The organism is Methylobacter sp. BlB1 (assembly GCF_015476545.1).
Taxonomy (GTDB): Bacteria; Pseudomonadota; Gammaproteobacteria; order Methylococcales; family Methylomonadaceae; genus Methylobacter.
This window is the reverse complement of record NZ_JADMKV010000005.1, coordinates 103,332-119,525: the sequence shown is the minus strand read 5'-3', so window position 1 is coordinate 119,525 and position 16,194 is coordinate 103,332. Positions and strand designations below refer to the sequence as shown.

Below are 16,194 nucleotides of genomic sequence, written 5' to 3'. Positions count from 1 at the left end.
GCCGGTTTATCGGCGACATTGAGCGGCGTCCAGACGGGGCCTGGAGCAACGCAATATTCTCACGAGTGTTAATTTTCAACAGGAAAAGATTATGCTGAGGTATATGAAGGTTCTTGCTGTACTCGACATTTGCTTAGGAACACTGTTCGGCCATATTGCAACAGCTGGTGAAAAACAGAGTCCAATCACAGCCATCAACATTGCACTTGAGCCGGATGCGGCGATGGCTCAGTATGCGGAGGCAGCCAATGCCAGCTTGCTTGATGACTACCCGAAGGGATTCGCTTTAGACGCTTCCCACAGACCACATATCACGATTTTGCAGAGGTATGTTCGCACAGCAGACCTCGAAAAAATCTATGCGGCAGTTGGAGAAATCCTGATCACTGAGAAAGTGGGGAACTGGAAGCTGAAGGCATTCAAGTACCATTATTCTTCCTGGAAGAATTTGGGGCTTGCGAGTATTGTCCTCGAGCCAACAGACGATCTCCTAAAGTTGCAACAGAAACTGATGAATATAGTTACTCCTTTTACTGTGAAAACAGGATCCGCTACGGCATTTTTTACAACGCCAGAAGAACCTGACATTAACCAGTCAACCATAGATTACGTTGCGACATTTATTCCGAAACAGACAGGCAAGAATTTCAATCCACATATTACAATTGGGCTCGCCTCTACGGACCATCTGAAGGAAATGCTCACCCAACCTTTTGATGTAATTACGTTCTCTCCAGACAGATTATCCGTTTATCAATTAGGCAACTTCGGGACGGCTCGGAAGAAACTCAAGAAGTGGAATTGAAATTATCAATTTTATGTTTTCGTATTTTGGTAATACGTGTTCACTCAGCCGCCTGTGGTCTTCAATAGGATGTTTAGATTGTGCCTGCTGCCAGTTAGCGCATTGGTCCAGTTTCGTCTGAATTGCGTTATCTGATGATTGGCGCCCCATAGGTTAGACATTAGCCCCGGGCCTCCTTGAGGTTTACGCTAGTTCAGCCTACTGGTAAATTCAGGCAATATCAAACCCATGCTGAGAAAGTAAATGCTGAACTAATCCTTGCCGTACAGGATAGCCGAACGGCGGTACGGGCACCGATGAAGAAATCCGGCAGCCCACTGACTTTCTCGCTTTTGCGCTTCGAAGAAGGCTTCCACTACCTTAGTGCGCTCGAATATGATCTAGCTCCTGACCTTCAGCCGTTCCAGTGTTGAGGCATTTTATTCAAACCAATTGCCAGCCGAAGTGCATAAGCGGTACTGGTATTTGGATAGTCTGTAATTGTCGTACGAGGTTTAAATGTCAATTTGAACCATTAATTTTTTTTCAACTCTTAATTCATGCAAGGAGCATGAATGATCATCGGATGTTGATGTTTGTTGAATTTACTGAGGCATCACACCTTTTAGTTTATTGATTGACAGAGGCATTGATGAACATTGAAGCCACTCTTGCCAGCGATCTTCTTCCTCTCATCATCTATTTTGTAGCCGTGCTGGCTGCGACTGGCATTATGCTTGGCGGCGCTTATTTTCTGGGGCAGCGGCACAGAGCCAACAGGGATACCGACGAACAGTTTGAGTCGGGCGTCGTGCCGGCGGGCGATGTTCATGTCCGCTTCTCCATTCAGTTTTACCTGCTTGCCATCTTTTTCGTGATTTTCGATATGGAATCAGTATTTCTGTTTGCCTGGTCCGTGGCTTTGCGCGAATCCGGTTGGACAGGCTTTATCGAAGCATTGATTTTCATAGTCGTATTGTTGGCGGCGCTGGCCTATCTCTGGGCTGTTGGCGCACTTGATTGGCGCACGCGGCGGCAGCGCATTGATATTCAAAAAACCGGGCTAAGGGAGTAAATCATGCACTGGCATCTGAGCAAAGCCGAGAACGATACAGCACCAAGACCGGGGCAACAAACCTATGAAGAGGCGCTACGCCGCAATTTCTTTATGGCCAAACTTGAAGATATGGTAGCCTGGGGACTGGCCAATTCCGTCTGGCCGTTTAATTTTGGGCTTTCCTGCTGCTATGTGGAAATGGCGACCGCCTTCACGAGTCGGCACGACATTGCCCGCTTCGGCTCCGAGGTTATCCGAGGCTCGCCAAGACAGGCAGATTTGATCGTTATTTCGGGCACAGTTTTCCGCAAGATGGCTCCGGTCATCAAGCGCCTCTATGACCAGCTATTGGAGCCGCGTTGGGTCATTTCCATGGGCTCCTGCGCCAATTCCGGGGGCATGTACGACATTTACAGCGTCGTACAGGGTGTGGACAAGTTTCTGCCGGTCGATGTCTATGTGCCGGGCTGTCCGCCGCGCCCGGAAGCCTTGCTGCAGGGCTTGATGCTGCTGCAGCAAGCCATCGGCCAGGAAAGGCGGCCGTTGAGCTGGGTGGTCGGCGATCAGGCAGTGCTCAAGGCACCCAAGCCCAGCTTCCGCGATTTATTGACGGAAGAAAGAATGCGTGCCAGAGAGTTGAGAGGGCCGGATCATGTCTGACCGGATCGTGCGCGAACTGTCTGCCCGGTTCGGCGAGGACGCTTTCGTCCTCCAGTCGACAGCCGATAACATCCCTACGCTTTGGGTCGACAGAGCGCGCATCCGCGATTTCCTCAGATTCCTGAAAAAAGAAGCGGCTTCCGGCTACGCCATGCTGTTCGACCTGACGGCCATGGACGAGCGGCAGCGCACGCGGCGGCAGGGATTGCCGGCCAGTGCCTATACGGTTGTTTATCATCTGTTGTCCTTTGATCGCAATGAGGATATGCGCCTCAAGGTGGCCTTGTTGGAGGACAGCTTGTCCCTGCCGTCCATCACCGACATCTGGCCTTCGGCCAACTGGTATGAGCGTGAGGTATGGGACATGTTCGGCATCGTATTCGAAGGCCATCCCAATCTCCGGCGCATCCTGATGCCGCCGACCTGGGCAGGGCATCCGCTGCGCAAGGACCATCCGGCCCGCGCAACGGAAATGGAACCTTATAGTCTGTCTGACGAACGCGAGGCAAGGGAACAGGAAGCGCTGCGCTTTGTGCCCGAGGAATGGGGCATGATACGACATGGTGTGGACAGCGATTTTCTGTTCCTTAACCTCGGGCCCAATCACCCGAGCGCACATGGGGTTTTCCGTGTCGCCCTGCAGCTGGACGGCGAGGAAATCGTCGATGCCGTGCCCGATATTGGCTACCATCATCGCGGCGCAGAAAAGATGGGCGAGCGCCAATCATGGCACACGTATATCCCTTATACCGACCGCGTGGATTATCTGGGCGGCTCCATGAATAATTTTCCCTACGTAATGGCCGTGGAGCGGCTGGCCGGAATAGAAGTACCGGAACGTGCTCAAGTCATCCGCGTCATGGTTGCCGAATTTTATCGCCTGGCCAGTCATCTGCTGTTTTATGGCACGTTTGCTCAGGACATCGGTCAGATGTCGCCGATTTTTTACATGTTTATCGATCGCGAGAAAGTGTTCGACATCATGGAAGCGATCAGCGGCGCACGCATGCATTCCAGTTATTTCCGTATCGGCGGCGTGGCCATGGATTTGCCTATCGGCTGGGACAGGCTGGTGCGGGAATTTATCGATTATTTCCCGGCACGGCTTGATCAGTATGACAAAATGGTCATGAACAACAGCACCATAAAGCGGCGCACTCAGGGCGTTGGAGTTTACAATACAGCCGAAGCCATTGACTGGAGCGCGACCGGGCCGAGCCTGCGCGCGACGGGTTTTGCCTGGGATTATCGCAAGGCGCGCCCTTATTCAGGCTATGAGAACTACGAGTTCGAGATCCCGACAGCGCAACACGGCGATTGCTATGACCGCTGCGCCGTGCGCATCGAAGAAATGCGCCAGAGCGTCCGTATCATTGAGCAATGTTTGAATAACATGCCGGAAGGTCCTCATAAGGCCGACCATCCGCTGACCACGCCGCCGCCCAAAGCGCGTACCCTGCATGACATAGAAACCCTGATCGACCATTTTCTTAATGTCAGCTGGGGGCCAGTAATACCGGCAGGCGAGGCTTGCGTGACGGTCGAAGCCACCAAAGGCCTCAACGGCTACTACCTGACCAGCGACGGCGGCACGATGTCTTATCGCACGCGCATCCGCACGCCGTCTTTCTCGCATTTGCAGATGATCCCGATGATGTGCCGGGGACTGATGATTGCCGACTTGATTGCGATATTGGCCAGCATCGATTTTGTAATGGCTGACGTGGACCGCTGACATGACCGAGAAATCCGCCGTGCTAACCACGCTTGAAATAGAGGAGATAACCGCCGAAATGGCGCATTATGCGGACAAGGCGGCCGCCTCCATCGAAGCGCTGAAAATCGTGCAGAAGTATCGGCAGTGGGTCTCGGATGAATGCCTGGTGGCCGTGGCGGAACTGCTGGACATATCGCCGGCGCAGCTGGAGGCCGTGGCGACTTTTTATAATCTTATTTACCGCCAGCCCGTGGGCAAGACGGTTATTCATTACTGCGACAGCATCAGCTGCTGGATAATGGGCGCCGAGCAGGTTCAAGACCACCTGTGCCGGCTTTTGAACGTCGAGCCGGGCGAGATGTCAGCGGATGGCGAGTATACGGTATTGCCGATCGTCTGCCTGGGCGCCTGCGATCATGCGCCGGTCATGTTGGTCGGCGATCAGCTCCGGCTCGATGTCACGGATGATAGCGTTGACAAGATTCTGGGCAGGTGACGTCATGGAAAACATGAGCAGGCCGCTAACCCAGAACATTCAACCGGATCGCGTCTTTGCCACGCTGGCGGATTACGAAAGTACCGGCGGCTACCAAGGCCTGCGCAGGGCGCTCTCGGAACTGCAACCGAAAGAGGTGCAGCAGTGGGTCAAGGACGCCGGGCTCAGAGGTCGGGGCGGTTCGGGATTTCCGGCCGGGGTCAAGTGGAGCCTTATGCCCATGGATGACGCGCGTCAAACACATTATCTGATCGCCAACGGCGACGAAATGGAACCGGGCACATTCAAAGATCGGTTTCTGCTGGAGAGAGATCCGCATCAGTTAATCGAAGGCATGATTATTGCCGCTTACGCCATCCAGGCCCGGACCGCTTATATCTTCCTTCGCGCAGAATATCACCTGGCCGCGCGTCGCCTTGAACAAGCGCTGCAGGAAGCACGCGCCAAGGGCTATTTGGGCGAGCGCATACTGAACTCGGATTTCAGCCTGGACATTCATCTGCATACCAGCGCCGGGCGCTATATCTGCGGTGAGGAAACGGCGCTGATCAATTCATTGGAAGGAAAACGCGCCCATCCTCGCACCAAACCGCCGTTTGCCGTGGTCAGCGGACTTTGGGGCAAGCCAACCGTCGTCAATAATGTCGAAACCCTGTGCAATGTGCCTCATATCCTCCGCAACGGGGTGAACTGGTATAAAGGGCTGGGGCTGGGCGCCGATCAAGGCTCGAAGCTGTTCGGCGTCAGCGGCCGGGTCAGGCGGCCGGGATTGTGGGAACTGCCCATGGGAACGCCCATCCGGGAAATCATCGAAGAGCATGCGGGCGGCATGCGAGACGGCTACTCATTGCGCGCCTTCCTGCCGGGCGGTGCGTCGACCGATTTTCTATTGCCCGAACACCTGGACGTGCGTATGGATTACGATGCTGTTGCAAAAGTCGGCAGCCGTATGGGCACCGGCACTATGATCGTCCTCGATGACAAGACCTGTCCGGTGAAGATGGTGCTGAATCTGGAACGGTTTTTTGCGCAGGAATCCTGCGGCTGGTGCACGCCTTGCCGGGATGGACTGCCATGGACGGTCGCATTGCTGCAAGATATTATCGAGGGGCGCGGACATATGGAGGACCTCGATACCCTGTCGAGGCTCACGGGTATGATGGCGCTGGGCAATACATTCTGCGCATTGGCGCCGGGCGCTATGGAACCGTTGCAAAGCGCACTGAAATTTTTCCGCAGGGATTTTGAGCATTACATCGCGGGTGTTGCGCCTCCTCCCTCAATGAAAAGGCTGACATGAGGGAGAGCGGATGCATATCGACTTAATCAAGGAAAGGAGAGGCTGATGGCCACCATTGAAATCGACGGCGTGCAATATCAGGTAGAGGCTGGCGAAAGCCTGTTGCCGGTTTGCCTTAACCTGGGCCTTGATCTGACCTATTTTTGCTGGCATCCGGCTCTGGGTTCGGTAGGCGCCTGCCGACAATGCGCAGTAATGCAATACCAAAATCCGGAAGACCAGCGAGGACGCCTTGTGATGGCGTGCATGACACCTGTGACGGACGGCATGCGCATTTCCATTGAGGCCGGGCAGGCAAAGCAATTCCGCAAGGACAATATCGAACTGCTGATGACCAATCATCCGCATGACTGTCCGGTGTGTGAGGAAGGCGGCGAATGCCATCTGCAGGACATGACGCTGATGTCCGGACATGTGGTGCGCCGCTATCGCGGCAAAAAGCGCACGCATAAAAACCAGTACCTGGGCCCGTTCATCAACCATGAAATGAACCGCTGCATCGCCTGTTACCGCTGCGTGCGCTTTTATGACGACTATGCCGGTGGCAGCGATTTGCAGGTTTTCGGCATTCATAACAACGTTTATTTCGGCCGTTTTGAGGACGGAACTCTGGAAAATGAATTCAGCGGCAACCTGGTCGAAGTCTGCCCCACCGGCGTTTTTACTGACCGGACCTTCAGCGAGCATTACACGCGCAAATGGGATCTACAAACGGCACCGTCAGTGTGCGTGCATTGCGGCCTGGGCTGCAATACCTCACCCGGCGAACGTTACGGCGAGCTCAGGCGCATCGTCAATCGCTATAACGGCGAGATCAATGGTTATTTCCTCTGCGACCGGGGGCGCTTCGGCTACGGTTTCGTCAACAGTCCCGAGCGCATATTAAAACCTCGCATCCATGACCGGATGGATATCACGGCCGAGGAAGCGGAGCAGAAGCTTCGCGATTGGCTGACCGATACGACGATCGGCATCGGCTCGCCGCGCGCCTCGCTGGAAGCCAATTTTGCCCTGCGCAGTCGGGTGGGCGAGAAAAACTTCTTTCTGGGACTGGACGACACTGAGCAGTCGCTGCTTGAAGCGATTGCCGATATTCTGCGCAACGGCGGTATTCGTTCTCCTTCATTGCGGGAGGTTGAGCAAGCCGATGCCGTGCTGATTCTGGGCGAGGACGTGACCCATAGCGCGCCCAGGCTGGCGTTGTCGTTGCGCCAATCGGTACGCAATGCCGCATTCGATCAGGCCAGGAACCTGAAAATAGCGCCCTGGCTGGATAAGCCCGTCAGAGAGCAGCAGATAGACCACCGCAGCCCGCTGTTTATCGCCAGCGTTTGTGCAACGCGCCTGGATGACGCTGCCGCGGCCACTTACCGGGGCAGTCCGGAAGACATTGCCAGGCTGGGGTTTGCTATTGCGCACAATCTTGATCTTCAGGCCCCTGAGCCTGCCGATCTGCATGACGATGTTCGTGCGCTGGCCGCCATTATCGCCGATAGTCTGAAGCAGGCCAAACGGCCATTAGTGGTGTCGGGCACCGTCAGCGCCAGCCTTGCCGTTATTGAGGCTGCCTACAACGTGGCCAAGGCGCTGCCGGCACAAGACAGGCAATTGACTTTCACGGTGCCCGAAAGCAACAGCCTGGGGCTTGTCATGATGGGTGGAAAACGCTTACGGCAGGCTTTCAAGCGGGTCCATGAGGTCGGGCGCGTGATTATTCTTGAGAACGATCTCTACCGGCGCGCTCCAGTCCGGGATGTTGATGCGTTTCTGCAGTCGGCACAGCGAATAGGCGTCATCGACTATCTGTACAGCAGGACGGCAGAAAAAGCCTCATTGCTGCTGCCTGCCGCTACGTTTGCCGAATCCGACGGCACAGTAGTCAATAATGAAGGCAGGGCGCAGCGTTATTTCCAGGTTTATCCTGCGTCGGAGCCTGTGCGAAGCAGTTGGCAATGGCTGTCGGCCGGCACGGAAGGCTTGACCTTTGATGCGCTTACCGCCGCTTGCGCGAAAACTTTTCCGGTGCTTGCAGCGATCACTGAAGCGGCACCCGGCGCGAGCTTTAAAGTCGACGGCATGAAGATTCCCCGCCAGCCTCATCGTTACAGCGGCCGCACAGCCATGCAGGCTCACATCAATGTTAGCGAGCCAAGGCAGCCGGCTGATCCGGAAACGCCCTTCGCGTTTTCGATGGAAGGCGCGAAAGCCGACGTGCCCGCCGCTCTGGAGCCGGTTATCTGGGCGCCCGGTTGGAATTCCAATCAGGCGATCAGCAAGTTTCAGGATGAGATCGGGGGGCATTTGCGCGGCGGTGATTACGGCGTCAGGCTGATTGAACCCTCAGGCGGGCGTGACTGGTTCAAAAATATTCCCGAGCCTTTCAAGCCGATAAATGACCAGTGGCGCATTGTACTGCTGCCGCATATTTTCGGCAGCGAAGAGTTGAGCTTGCACTCGTCGCCAGTGGCTGAACGCTCGCCGATTCCGTGCGCCACGCTGAATTCTTCGGACGCCGGAAGGCTGGGCGTGCAGGCGGGCGATAGAATCGAAATTCACTGTCTTTCCGGCGGGCCGTTCATAGTACTGCCTGTGAGCATCGAACCGGCCCTGCCGTCCGGTCTGCTCGGCATAACTGAAGGCCGTCAGGAAACCGCGCGGTGCTGTCAATCGGATCAGGTGATACTGAAGAAAGCGATCGGGGAGGAGCCATTATGAATGCCGGGTTGGGCGGCGCTGCGGATATCATCGGCATCCTGCTGTCGACGATTTTCGTGGCGGCGATACTGATCTGGGTCGAGCGCAGATTGCTGGCTGTCTGGCAGGACCGGCTCGGTCCGAACCGGGTCGGCCCTCTGGGGCTGCTTCAGGTCGCGGCGGACATGATCAAGATGTTCTTCAAGGAAGACTGGATTCCGCCTTTTGCCGACAAACTGGTGTTTGTTCTGGCGCCCACGATTGTCTTCATTACCATGCTGACCGGTTTTGCCGTGATTCCGTTCGCGCCGGGCGTCGGCATTATCGATTTCAATTTCGGATTGCTCTATTTTCTGGCATTGACGTCTCTGGCCGTTTATAGCGTCGTGCTGGCAGGCTATGCCTCCAACAACAAATATTCGCTACTGGGCAGTCTGCGCGCTGCGGCCCAGACCGTCAGCTACGAAGTGTTCATGGGCATTTCCATCATGGGCGTGGTCATGCTGGCCGGTACATTCAACCTGCGTGAGATCGTCGAGGCCCAGCGTGACGGTTGGTTCATTTTGCCCCAATTTGCCGGCTTCGTCGTGTTTATGGTCGCGGCCATCGCTGAAAGCCGCCGGGCACCGTTCGATTTGCCGGAAGCGGAGCAGGAGCTGATTGCCGGTTTTCATACCGAGTATTCGGGCATGAAATTCGGCATGTTTTTCGTCGGTGAATATCTAGGCATTACCCTCGCGTCCGCCATGATCGTGACGTTATTCTTCGGCGGCTGGTTGGGGCCCTGGCTGCCGCCGTTGGTCTGGTTCTGCCTGAAAACCGCTATCGGCATCCTGTTCTTCATTCTGGTGCGCGGATCGCTGCCGCGGCCGCGCTATGACCAGCTTATGAGCTTCGGCTGGAAAGTCATGCTGCCGGCGGCTTTATTGAATCTGCTCGTGACCGGCGCCGTGGCGCTTTACAGCGTATAAGGGGAGATCATGTTCAGCCAATTACGCACATTATGGGAAGTCCTGACGCACACCTTCACCAAGCCCGATACGATCGAATACCCCGAGCAGAAGCGGGAGTTGTATCCACGTTACCGGGGACGCATCGTGCTGACGCGCGATCCGGATGGCGAGGAGCGTTGTGTGGCCTGCAATCTGTGCGCCGTCGCCTGTCCGGTAGACTGCATCGCGCTGCAGAAAGCCGAGGACGAGAGCGGGCGCTGGTATCCGTCATTTTTCCGCATCAATTTTTCCCGCTGCATCATGTGCGGCTTTTGCGAGGAAGCTTGCCCGACCTATGCGATTCAACTGACGCCGGATTTCGAAATGTGCGAATACGACCGCCAGAACATGGTTTATGAAAAAGAACATTTACTGATCGACGGCACGGGCAAGTATCACGATTACAATTTTTACCGCGTGGCCGGCATGTCGGTCGGCGGCAAGGGCAAGGGGCAGGCCGAAAACGAGGCGCCGCCTGTCGATGTTAAAACATTGTTGCCATAAGGAGTGTTAAATGGAAATGGTATTGTTCTCTATCTCATCGGCTGTTGCCATTTTTGCCACGGTCATGATGCTCACGCAACTGAATGCCGTGCATGGCCTGCTTTACCTGATTTTGTCGCTGCTGGCCGTGGGTGTTCTGTTTTTTCTGCTGGGCGCACATTTCGCCGCCGTGCTGGAAGTGATCATTTACGCCGGCGCTATTATGGTCATGTTCGTCTTCGTGATCATGATGCTCAATCAGGGCGAGAAAACCACGAGCCAGGAGCGCGCCTGGCTGACGCCGGGCATCTGGATAGGTCCCTCGATACTGGCGTTGATTCTGTTTGCAGAAGTGCTCGTGGTGATTGCCGGCAACGATGCAGGAACCGGACAACTGGTGAACTCCAAGCAAGTCGGGATAGCCTTGTACGGGCCTTATCTGCTGGCCGTAGAACTGGCGTCGATGCTGCTGCTGGCTGGATTAGTAGGCGCCTATCATCTCGGCAAGCCTTTGATGGCAAAAAGGAGAGTGCTATGAGTGGAATTCCAATGGCGTATGGATTGTCGTTATCCGCCGTGCTGTTTGCGCTGGGACTGGTCGGCGTGCTGGTGCGGCGCAATCTGATTTTCATCCTGATGTCATTGGAAATCATGTTCAATGCGGCAGGTCTGGCGTTTGTCGTGGCCGGGTCGCGCTGGGGACAGGCGGACGGGCAGATCATGTTTCTGCTGATCCTGACCCTGGCCGCCGCGGAAGTCGGCGTCGGCCTCGGATTGGTCATGCAGGTCTTTCATCGTTTTCGTACATTGGATGCGGATGCGGTGGATGAGATGAAAGGGTAGGGAATTGAGGGTATCGATTTAACCGCGAAGGACATGAACGCCTCAGGGGGGAGGTAGAATTGCGCCTGGAACAGCAATCGAGAGCATGAAGCTTTGTAGGGTATGCATCGCATACCTTTTTTCAAAGTTTTTCGGCTCATCAAGACTTTAAAAAGGTACGCGGTGCGTACCCTACAACACGTGTAGGCTGGGTTGGAGCTTTAGCGGAAACCCGGCATGGATGGTTTCGAATGGCTGGGTTTATTAACCCAGCCTACCGTCGTTAAAAGCGGCGGTGCATGGTGCAGAAAATCATTTAATTTATTAAGGAGGACAGGTGATTGAATGGCTTTGGCTGGCGCCGTTGTTGCCTCTGCTCGGATTTTTGATCCTGGCATTGGCCGGTGAAAAATTGCCCAGATCGGCGGTGGCCTGGGTAGGAGTCGGCTCTGTCGGCCTGTCAGCTATTTTAGCAGCGCTGGTCGGTGCCGCGTTTCTGGCTGGCGATCAGCAGCCTTACCGGTTGGTCCTGGGCTCGTGGATGGTTATCGGTGACTTGTCGCTGCCTTTCGGCTTTTATCTGGATGCCCTGTCCGTCACGATGTTGTTCGTCGTGACAGGCATCGGTTTTTTGATCCATCTTTACTCGGCCGACTTCATGGCTGATGATGTCAGTTATGCACGCTTTTTCGCCTACATGAATCTGTTTGTCGGCGCCATGCTGGTGCTGGTGCTGGCGGACAATTTGGTAATGCTCTATCTGGGCTGGGAAGGCGTAGGGCTTGGCAGTTATCTGTTGATCGGCTTCTGGTATGAGAATCCGGACAACGGCTATGCGGCGCGCAAGGCCTTCGTGATGACGCGGGTCGGCGACACATCGCTGGCGATCGGCCTGTTCCTGCTGTTTACGCAACTGCATACGCTGGATATTCAATCTGTCTTACGGGCTTCAGGGCAATGGCAGGAAGGAAGCTGGCTGCCTGTTGCAGCCTCGGCGCTACTGCTGGGCGGCGCGGTCGGCAAGTCTGCGCAGTTGCCGCTGCAAACCTGGCTGCCGGATGCGATGGCCGGCCCCACACCGGTCAGCGCACTGATCCATGCCGCGACCATGGTGACGGCTGGCGTTTACCTGATCGCTAGGATGCATGATCTGTTTATACTGGCGCCTGCCGTGCAGTATGCCGTTGCGCTGGTCGGCACGATAACGTTGTTGATGGCTGGCTGCTCGGCGCTGGTTCAGACCGACATCAAGCGCATCCTGGCTTATTCGACGATCAGCCAGATCGGTTATATGTTTCTGGCGCTGGGCGTCGGCGCCTGGTCGGCGGCCATTTTTCATCTGATGACGCATGCTTTCTTTAAGGCCCTGCTGTTCCTGGCTGCTGGCGCGGTTATTTTCTGCTTCCATCATGAGCACAATATTTTCCGCATGGGCGGCCTGCGCAAAGCCATGCCGGTCGCTTTCTGGAGCTTTATGATCGGCAGCGCCGCACTGGCCGCGCTGCCGCTTACGTCCGGCTATTACAGCAAGCACGATATTCTGCTGGAGGCTTTCGCAGTCTCGCCCGGCCTGTGGGCGGCTGCTTGTCTTGGCGCGCTGATCACGGGCATATACAGTTTTCGGTTGGTGTTCGTGGTGTTTTTCGGGCCCGAACGTCATGAAGTCGAGCAGGGCATCGGCTGGCGCATGGCGCTGCCGCTGATTGTATTGAGCACGCTGGCGTTGTTGGGAGGATTGCTGAGAATACCGCTGGGCTCGGTGTTTCCCGAAGCCATTCAGGTTCATCAAGGTTGCGATGCCGTGTGCGGCCTGACCATTGCCGCGCCGGTGGTCGGTCTGGTAATCGCGGCACTGTTTTACCTGATCGGCACTTTTTCGGCGCAGAGGCTGGTTTCCTCCAGATGGATGCAAGGTCTGCAGCGCTGGTGGTTTAGCGGTTGGGGGCTGGATAGCCTTTATAACGCAGTGCTGATACGGCCTTTCAAAGCCATTGCCGGATTGAATAAAAATGATGTGGTGGATGCGGGCTATGCCGCCATAGCCAGGCGCAGCCTGAATCTCCATTACCTGGCCAGCGCTTCGCAGATCGGGCGGCTGCGCTGGTATGCGGCATCGATGGGCTGGGGCGCTGTACTGATCATTGTGATAGGACTGCTGTCATGATGCTGCTGGCGCTGATTGCCGTTTTGTTTTTTGGCGGACTGGCGGCTTTTATTTCCGGGCGTTGGCATCCCGCAGCTCCGCGCTGGACTGCCTTGGCGGCGCTGGCGCTGGAGTTTGTGCTCGTGCTGTTACAGTATGCGCTGACTGCCGATCAATCATCGGTCTGGATAGCCGATTTGAAGTGGCCGTGGATTTCGCGTTTCGGCATCGGTTTTCACCTGGCCATGGACGGGCTTAGCCTATCGCTGGTCATGCTAACTGTTGTGCTTGGATTCATGGCGGTCAGCAGTTCCTGGACCGAGATCAGGCATCGGCAGGGGTTCTTTTACTTCAATTTATTGATGTGTCTGGCCGGTACCGTAGGTGTCTTTCTGGCGCTGGATCTGTTCCTGTTCTTTTTCAGCTGGGAGGTCATGATCATCCCGATGTACTTTCTGATCAGTATCTGGGGGCATGAAGACCGCACTGCGGCAGCCATCAAATTCGTGATTTTTACGCAGGTAAGCGGCCTGCTGATGCTGACGGCCATCATAGTATTGGGGCTGATTTACCATGGATACACAGGCGTTTACAGCTTCGATTATTTTAAGCTTTTGGGCATGCCCCTTGATGCGGAGGTGGCATTCTGGCTGATGCTGGGCTTTTTTGTCGCATTTACGGTCAAGTTGCCGTCGGTGCCGTTCCATACCTGGCTGCCGGATGCGCATACGCAGGCGCCGACCGGCGGCAGTGTGATCCTGGCCGGCGTCATGCTGAAAACCGGCGCTTATGGCTTGCTGCGTTTTGTCGTGCCGCTGTTTCCCGAAGCATCGCATCAGTTTGCGCCGATTGCGATGACATTGGGTGCCATCAGCGTGCTCTATGCGGCCATGATGGCATTCGCGCAATCCGATCTGAAACGATTGATCGCCTATACCAGCGTCAGCCACATGGGTTTTGTATTGTTGGGCGTGTTTGCCTGGGATTTGCTGGCATTGCAAGGGGCGGTTATGACCATGCTGGCGCACGGCATCAGCGCAGCGGCCCTGTTCATGATCGCCGGCTCCCTGCAGGAGCGTTTGCATACGCGCCAGATGGGCAACATGGGCGGGCTTTGGACCGCCGTGCCGCATTTGTCGGCTATGGCCCTGTTCTTCGCCATCGCTTCGCTGGGCTTGCCGGGGTTGGGCAATTTCCTGGGTGAATTTCTGGTATTGCTGGGCGCTTTCAAGGTCAACATGCTATTGATGGCACTGGCAGCGCTGGTCATGATTCTTTCTCCGGTTTATGCCTTGATCATTATACAGAAAGCTTTTTATGGCCCCTTGCGGTTGCCGCACCCTATAGCCGATTTCAGCCGCCGGGACATAATCGCCATGGGCCTGCTGGTAGTCGCCAGCATCTGGCTGGGGCTGCATCCTCATAAGGTGTTGGAGACAACGGAGCCCTCGTTGCAACAGGCCATGCAAAGTTCTGCCTTTACGGGATCGACCGATGAACAGTAGCCAATTGATCGCTTTTTTGCCCGTTATCTGCATTGCCACATCGGCGGTGATCGTAATGCTGACTATCGCCATCAGGCGCGATTTCGCGCTGACCTGCCTGGTGGCCGGCCTTGGTATTCTTGTTTCCCTGCTGGCATTGATGGCGGCAGGGCAGCAAAGTCCTGTTTATGTGACGTCTCTTGTCCGGATGGATGCCTACGGTCTTTTCGCTATGGCACTGTTGTTGCTGGCAGGCTTGGTTGTTATTGTCTTTTGTTACGACTATTTCAAGGATCGCGAAGGCGAGAACGAGGAGTTGCTGTTTCTGATACTGACTGCGCTGTTGGGCGGCTGCGTGCTGGTGACGGCGAGCCATTTCGCCACTTTTTTCATTGGCCTGGAAACGCTCAGCGTATCTTTGTTCGTGCTGGTCGGTTATGCGCTGGGGCAATCGCGATCACTGGAAGCCGCGACCAAATATCTGGTTTTGTCGGGCGTATCCTCCGCCTTGTTGCTGATGGGCATGGCGCTGATCTATTCAGAATGCGGGCAGCTCAGCTTCAGCGGCATCGAACAGTATCTGGCCGAGCAGGAAATATTTAATGCCATGGTCTTGACGGGCATCGTCTTCATCGTGGCCGGGGTTGGTTTCAAGCTGTCGCTGGCGCCGTTCCACATGTGGACGCCGGATGTCTATGAAGGTGCACCGGCGCCTGTCACGGCTTTTATCGCCACGGTTTCGAAAGGCGCCGTTTTCCTCCTGTTGCTGCGTTTTTTCCTCAGCGGCGGCGGTTATTCCTATGTTTCGATGATGACGGTTATCACCGTCATGGCTGTCCTGTCCATCCTGCTCGGTAATGTGCTGGCGCTGCTGCAGGATAACGTCAAGCGCATGCTGGCCTATTCATCCATCGCGCACATGGGTTATCTGCTGATCGCTTTTATCGCCGGCGGCGGCATCGAGTCGGACTTCGTCGTCGAATCCGTGATTTTTTATCTGGTCGCTTATTTCATGACTACATTGGGCGCTTTCGGCGTTGTATCGCTTCTGTCTACGCCGCAGTCAGAGGCGGTGGAACTGTCGAGCTATCGAGGGCTTTTCTGGCGCCGGCCGGGGTTGGCGACGGTTTTCACATTCATGCTGCTGTCGCTGGCCGGCATCCCGCTGACGGCCGGCTTTATCGGCAAATTCTATATTTTCGCGGCCGGCGCCGATGCTCAACTGTGGGGAATGCTGCTTGTGCTGATTATCGGCAGCGGCCTGGGGCTTTATTACTACCTGAGGGTTATTGTGGTCATGTCGATTAGCCAGGAATCGGGTAGTCAAGCTGGTCGTGAAGCGGCTTTGGCCAGGATGTCCTTAGCGGCGCTGGTCTTGTTGACACTTCTGCTGGTCTGGCTAGGTGTTGATCCCATACATCTGATGAGCCTGATTCATGGGGTTTAACAAAGCTGAATTGTAGAGTCGAATTCATTCGGCCCGAAAACCTTACTGCGACAATTTAGTGCGAAAGAATTCGCACCTACCTCAAATTTCGGCGTGACAGCCATTCTCAAGCCGA

Annotated in this window: 14 protein-coding genes; all 14 read left to right on the top strand. The window is 55.4% G+C overall.

Annotated elements, in window-relative coordinates; translation table 11 throughout:
• Positions 1 to 91: 91 nt before the first annotated feature.
• The 14 genes from IT781_RS03905 to IT781_RS03840 all read left to right on the top strand — a co-directional run bounded on the left by IT781_RS03905 (position 92) and on the right by IT781_RS03840 (position 16,079).
• A complete protein-coding gene (locus tag IT781_RS03905) occupies positions 92 to 805 on the top strand; it encodes a hypothetical protein (RefSeq protein ID WP_194968820.1) in 714 nt (237 codons plus the stop codon).
• Between the two features lie 631 nt (positions 806 to 1,436).
• Positions 1,437 to 1,859 carry an NADH-quinone oxidoreductase subunit A gene (locus IT781_RS03900; protein ID WP_194968819.1) on the top strand — a complete coding sequence of 141 codons (423 nt, stop codon included), beginning with the start codon at positions 1,437 to 1,439 and terminating at the stop codon, positions 1,857 to 1,859.
• A gap of 3 nt (positions 1,860 to 1,862) precedes the next feature.
• Positions 1,863 to 2,501, top strand: coding sequence for an NADH-quinone oxidoreductase subunit B family protein (locus tag IT781_RS03895; protein ID WP_194968818.1), 639 nt, complete (start codon positions 1,863 to 1,865; stop codon positions 2,499 to 2,501).
• Positions 2,494 to 4,236, top strand: coding sequence for an NADH-quinone oxidoreductase subunit C/D (nuoC, locus tag IT781_RS03890; protein ID WP_194968817.1), 1,743 nt, complete (start codon positions 2,494 to 2,496; stop codon positions 4,234 to 4,236). The genes IT781_RS03895 and nuoC overlap by 8 nt, the downstream gene beginning before the upstream one ends.
• A gap of 1 nt (position 4,237) precedes the next feature.
• On the top strand, positions 4,238 to 4,714 hold the full coding sequence (gene nuoE / locus IT781_RS03885; RefSeq protein ID WP_194968816.1) for an NADH-quinone oxidoreductase subunit NuoE: 477 nt from the start codon (positions 4,238 to 4,240) through the stop codon (positions 4,712 to 4,714).
• 4 nt (positions 4,715 to 4,718) lie between these two features.
• Entirely contained in the window at positions 4,719 to 6,014 is a 1,296-nt protein-coding gene (gene nuoF / locus IT781_RS03880) for an NADH-quinone oxidoreductase subunit NuoF (protein ID WP_194968815.1), read from the top strand.
• Positions 6,015 to 6,059: 45 nt separating this feature from the next.
• On the top strand, positions 6,060 to 8,729 hold the full coding sequence (gene nuoG, locus IT781_RS03875) for an NADH-quinone oxidoreductase subunit NuoG (RefSeq protein ID WP_194968814.1): 2,670 nt from the start codon (positions 6,060 to 6,062) through the stop codon (positions 8,727 to 8,729).
• On the top strand, positions 8,726 to 9,679 hold the full coding sequence (nuoH, locus tag IT781_RS03870) for an NADH-quinone oxidoreductase subunit NuoH (protein WP_194968813.1): 954 nt from the start codon (positions 8,726 to 8,728) through the stop codon (positions 9,677 to 9,679). The genes nuoG and nuoH overlap by 4 nt, the downstream gene beginning before the upstream one ends.
• A 9-nt stretch (positions 9,680 to 9,688) precedes the next feature.
• A complete protein-coding gene (nuoI, locus tag IT781_RS03865; protein ID WP_194968812.1) occupies positions 9,689 to 10,204 on the top strand; it encodes an NADH-quinone oxidoreductase subunit NuoI in 516 nt (171 codons plus the stop codon).
• Between the two features lie 10 nt (positions 10,205 to 10,214).
• Positions 10,215 to 10,721 carry an NADH-quinone oxidoreductase subunit J gene (gene nuoJ / locus IT781_RS03860; protein ID WP_194968811.1) on the top strand — a complete coding sequence of 169 codons (507 nt, stop codon included), beginning with the start codon at positions 10,215 to 10,217 and terminating at the stop codon, positions 10,719 to 10,721.
• Positions 10,718 to 11,026 (top strand): NADH-quinone oxidoreductase subunit NuoK, encoded by a 309-nt coding sequence (gene nuoK / locus IT781_RS03855; RefSeq protein WP_194968810.1) that lies wholly within the window; start codon positions 10,718 to 10,720, stop codon positions 11,024 to 11,026. Before nuoJ ends, nuoK begins: the two co-directional genes overlap by 4 nt.
• Positions 11,027 to 11,342: 316 nt before the next feature.
• Complete coding sequence (nuoL, locus tag IT781_RS03850; protein WP_194968809.1) at positions 11,343 to 13,169, top strand: NADH-quinone oxidoreductase subunit L; 1,827 nt, start codon at positions 11,343 to 11,345, stop codon at positions 13,167 to 13,169.
• Complete coding sequence (locus tag IT781_RS03845) at positions 13,166 to 14,653, top strand: NuoM family protein (protein WP_194968808.1); 1,488 nt, start codon at positions 13,166 to 13,168, stop codon at positions 14,651 to 14,653. The genes nuoL and IT781_RS03845 overlap by 4 nt, the downstream gene beginning before the upstream one ends.
• Complete coding sequence (locus IT781_RS03840; RefSeq protein WP_194968807.1) at positions 14,643 to 16,079, top strand: NADH-quinone oxidoreductase subunit N; 1,437 nt, start codon at positions 14,643 to 14,645, stop codon at positions 16,077 to 16,079. Before IT781_RS03845 ends, IT781_RS03840 begins: the two co-directional genes overlap by 11 nt.
• Positions 16,080 to 16,194 lie beyond the last annotated feature (115 nt).

Bases quoted from the DNA above. Each gene is read 5' to 3' on its own strand.
- IT781_RS03905 (WP_194968820.1), top strand. From the start codon at position 92: ATGCTGAGGTATATGAAGGTTCTTGCTGTACTCGACATTTGCTTAGGA.
- IT781_RS03900 (WP_194968819.1), top strand. From the start codon at position 1,437: ATGAACATTGAAGCCACTCTTGCCAGCGATCTTCTTCCTCTCATCATC.
- IT781_RS03895 (WP_194968818.1), top strand. From the start codon at position 1,863: ATGCACTGGCATCTGAGCAAAGCCGAGAACGATACAGCACCAAGACCG.
- nuoC (WP_194968817.1), top strand. From the start codon at position 2,494: ATGTCTGACCGGATCGTGCGCGAACTGTCTGCCCGGTTCGGCGAGGAC.
- nuoE (WP_194968816.1), top strand. From the start codon at position 4,238: ATGACCGAGAAATCCGCCGTGCTAACCACGCTTGAAATAGAGGAGATA.
- nuoF (WP_194968815.1), top strand. From the start codon at position 4,719: ATGGAAAACATGAGCAGGCCGCTAACCCAGAACATTCAACCGGATCGC.
- nuoG (WP_194968814.1), top strand. From the start codon at position 6,060: ATGGCCACCATTGAAATCGACGGCGTGCAATATCAGGTAGAGGCTGGC.
- nuoH (WP_194968813.1), top strand. From the start codon at position 8,726: ATGAATGCCGGGTTGGGCGGCGCTGCGGATATCATCGGCATCCTGCTG.
- nuoI (WP_194968812.1), top strand. From the start codon at position 9,689: ATGTTCAGCCAATTACGCACATTATGGGAAGTCCTGACGCACACCTTC.
- nuoJ (WP_194968811.1), top strand. From the start codon at position 10,215: ATGGAAATGGTATTGTTCTCTATCTCATCGGCTGTTGCCATTTTTGCC.
- nuoK (WP_194968810.1), top strand. From the start codon at position 10,718: ATGAGTGGAATTCCAATGGCGTATGGATTGTCGTTATCCGCCGTGCTG.
- IT781_RS03845 (WP_194968808.1), top strand. From the start codon at position 13,166: ATGATGCTGCTGGCGCTGATTGCCGTTTTGTTTTTTGGCGGACTGGCG.
- IT781_RS03840 (WP_194968807.1), top strand. From the start codon at position 14,643: ATGAACAGTAGCCAATTGATCGCTTTTTTGCCCGTTATCTGCATTGCC.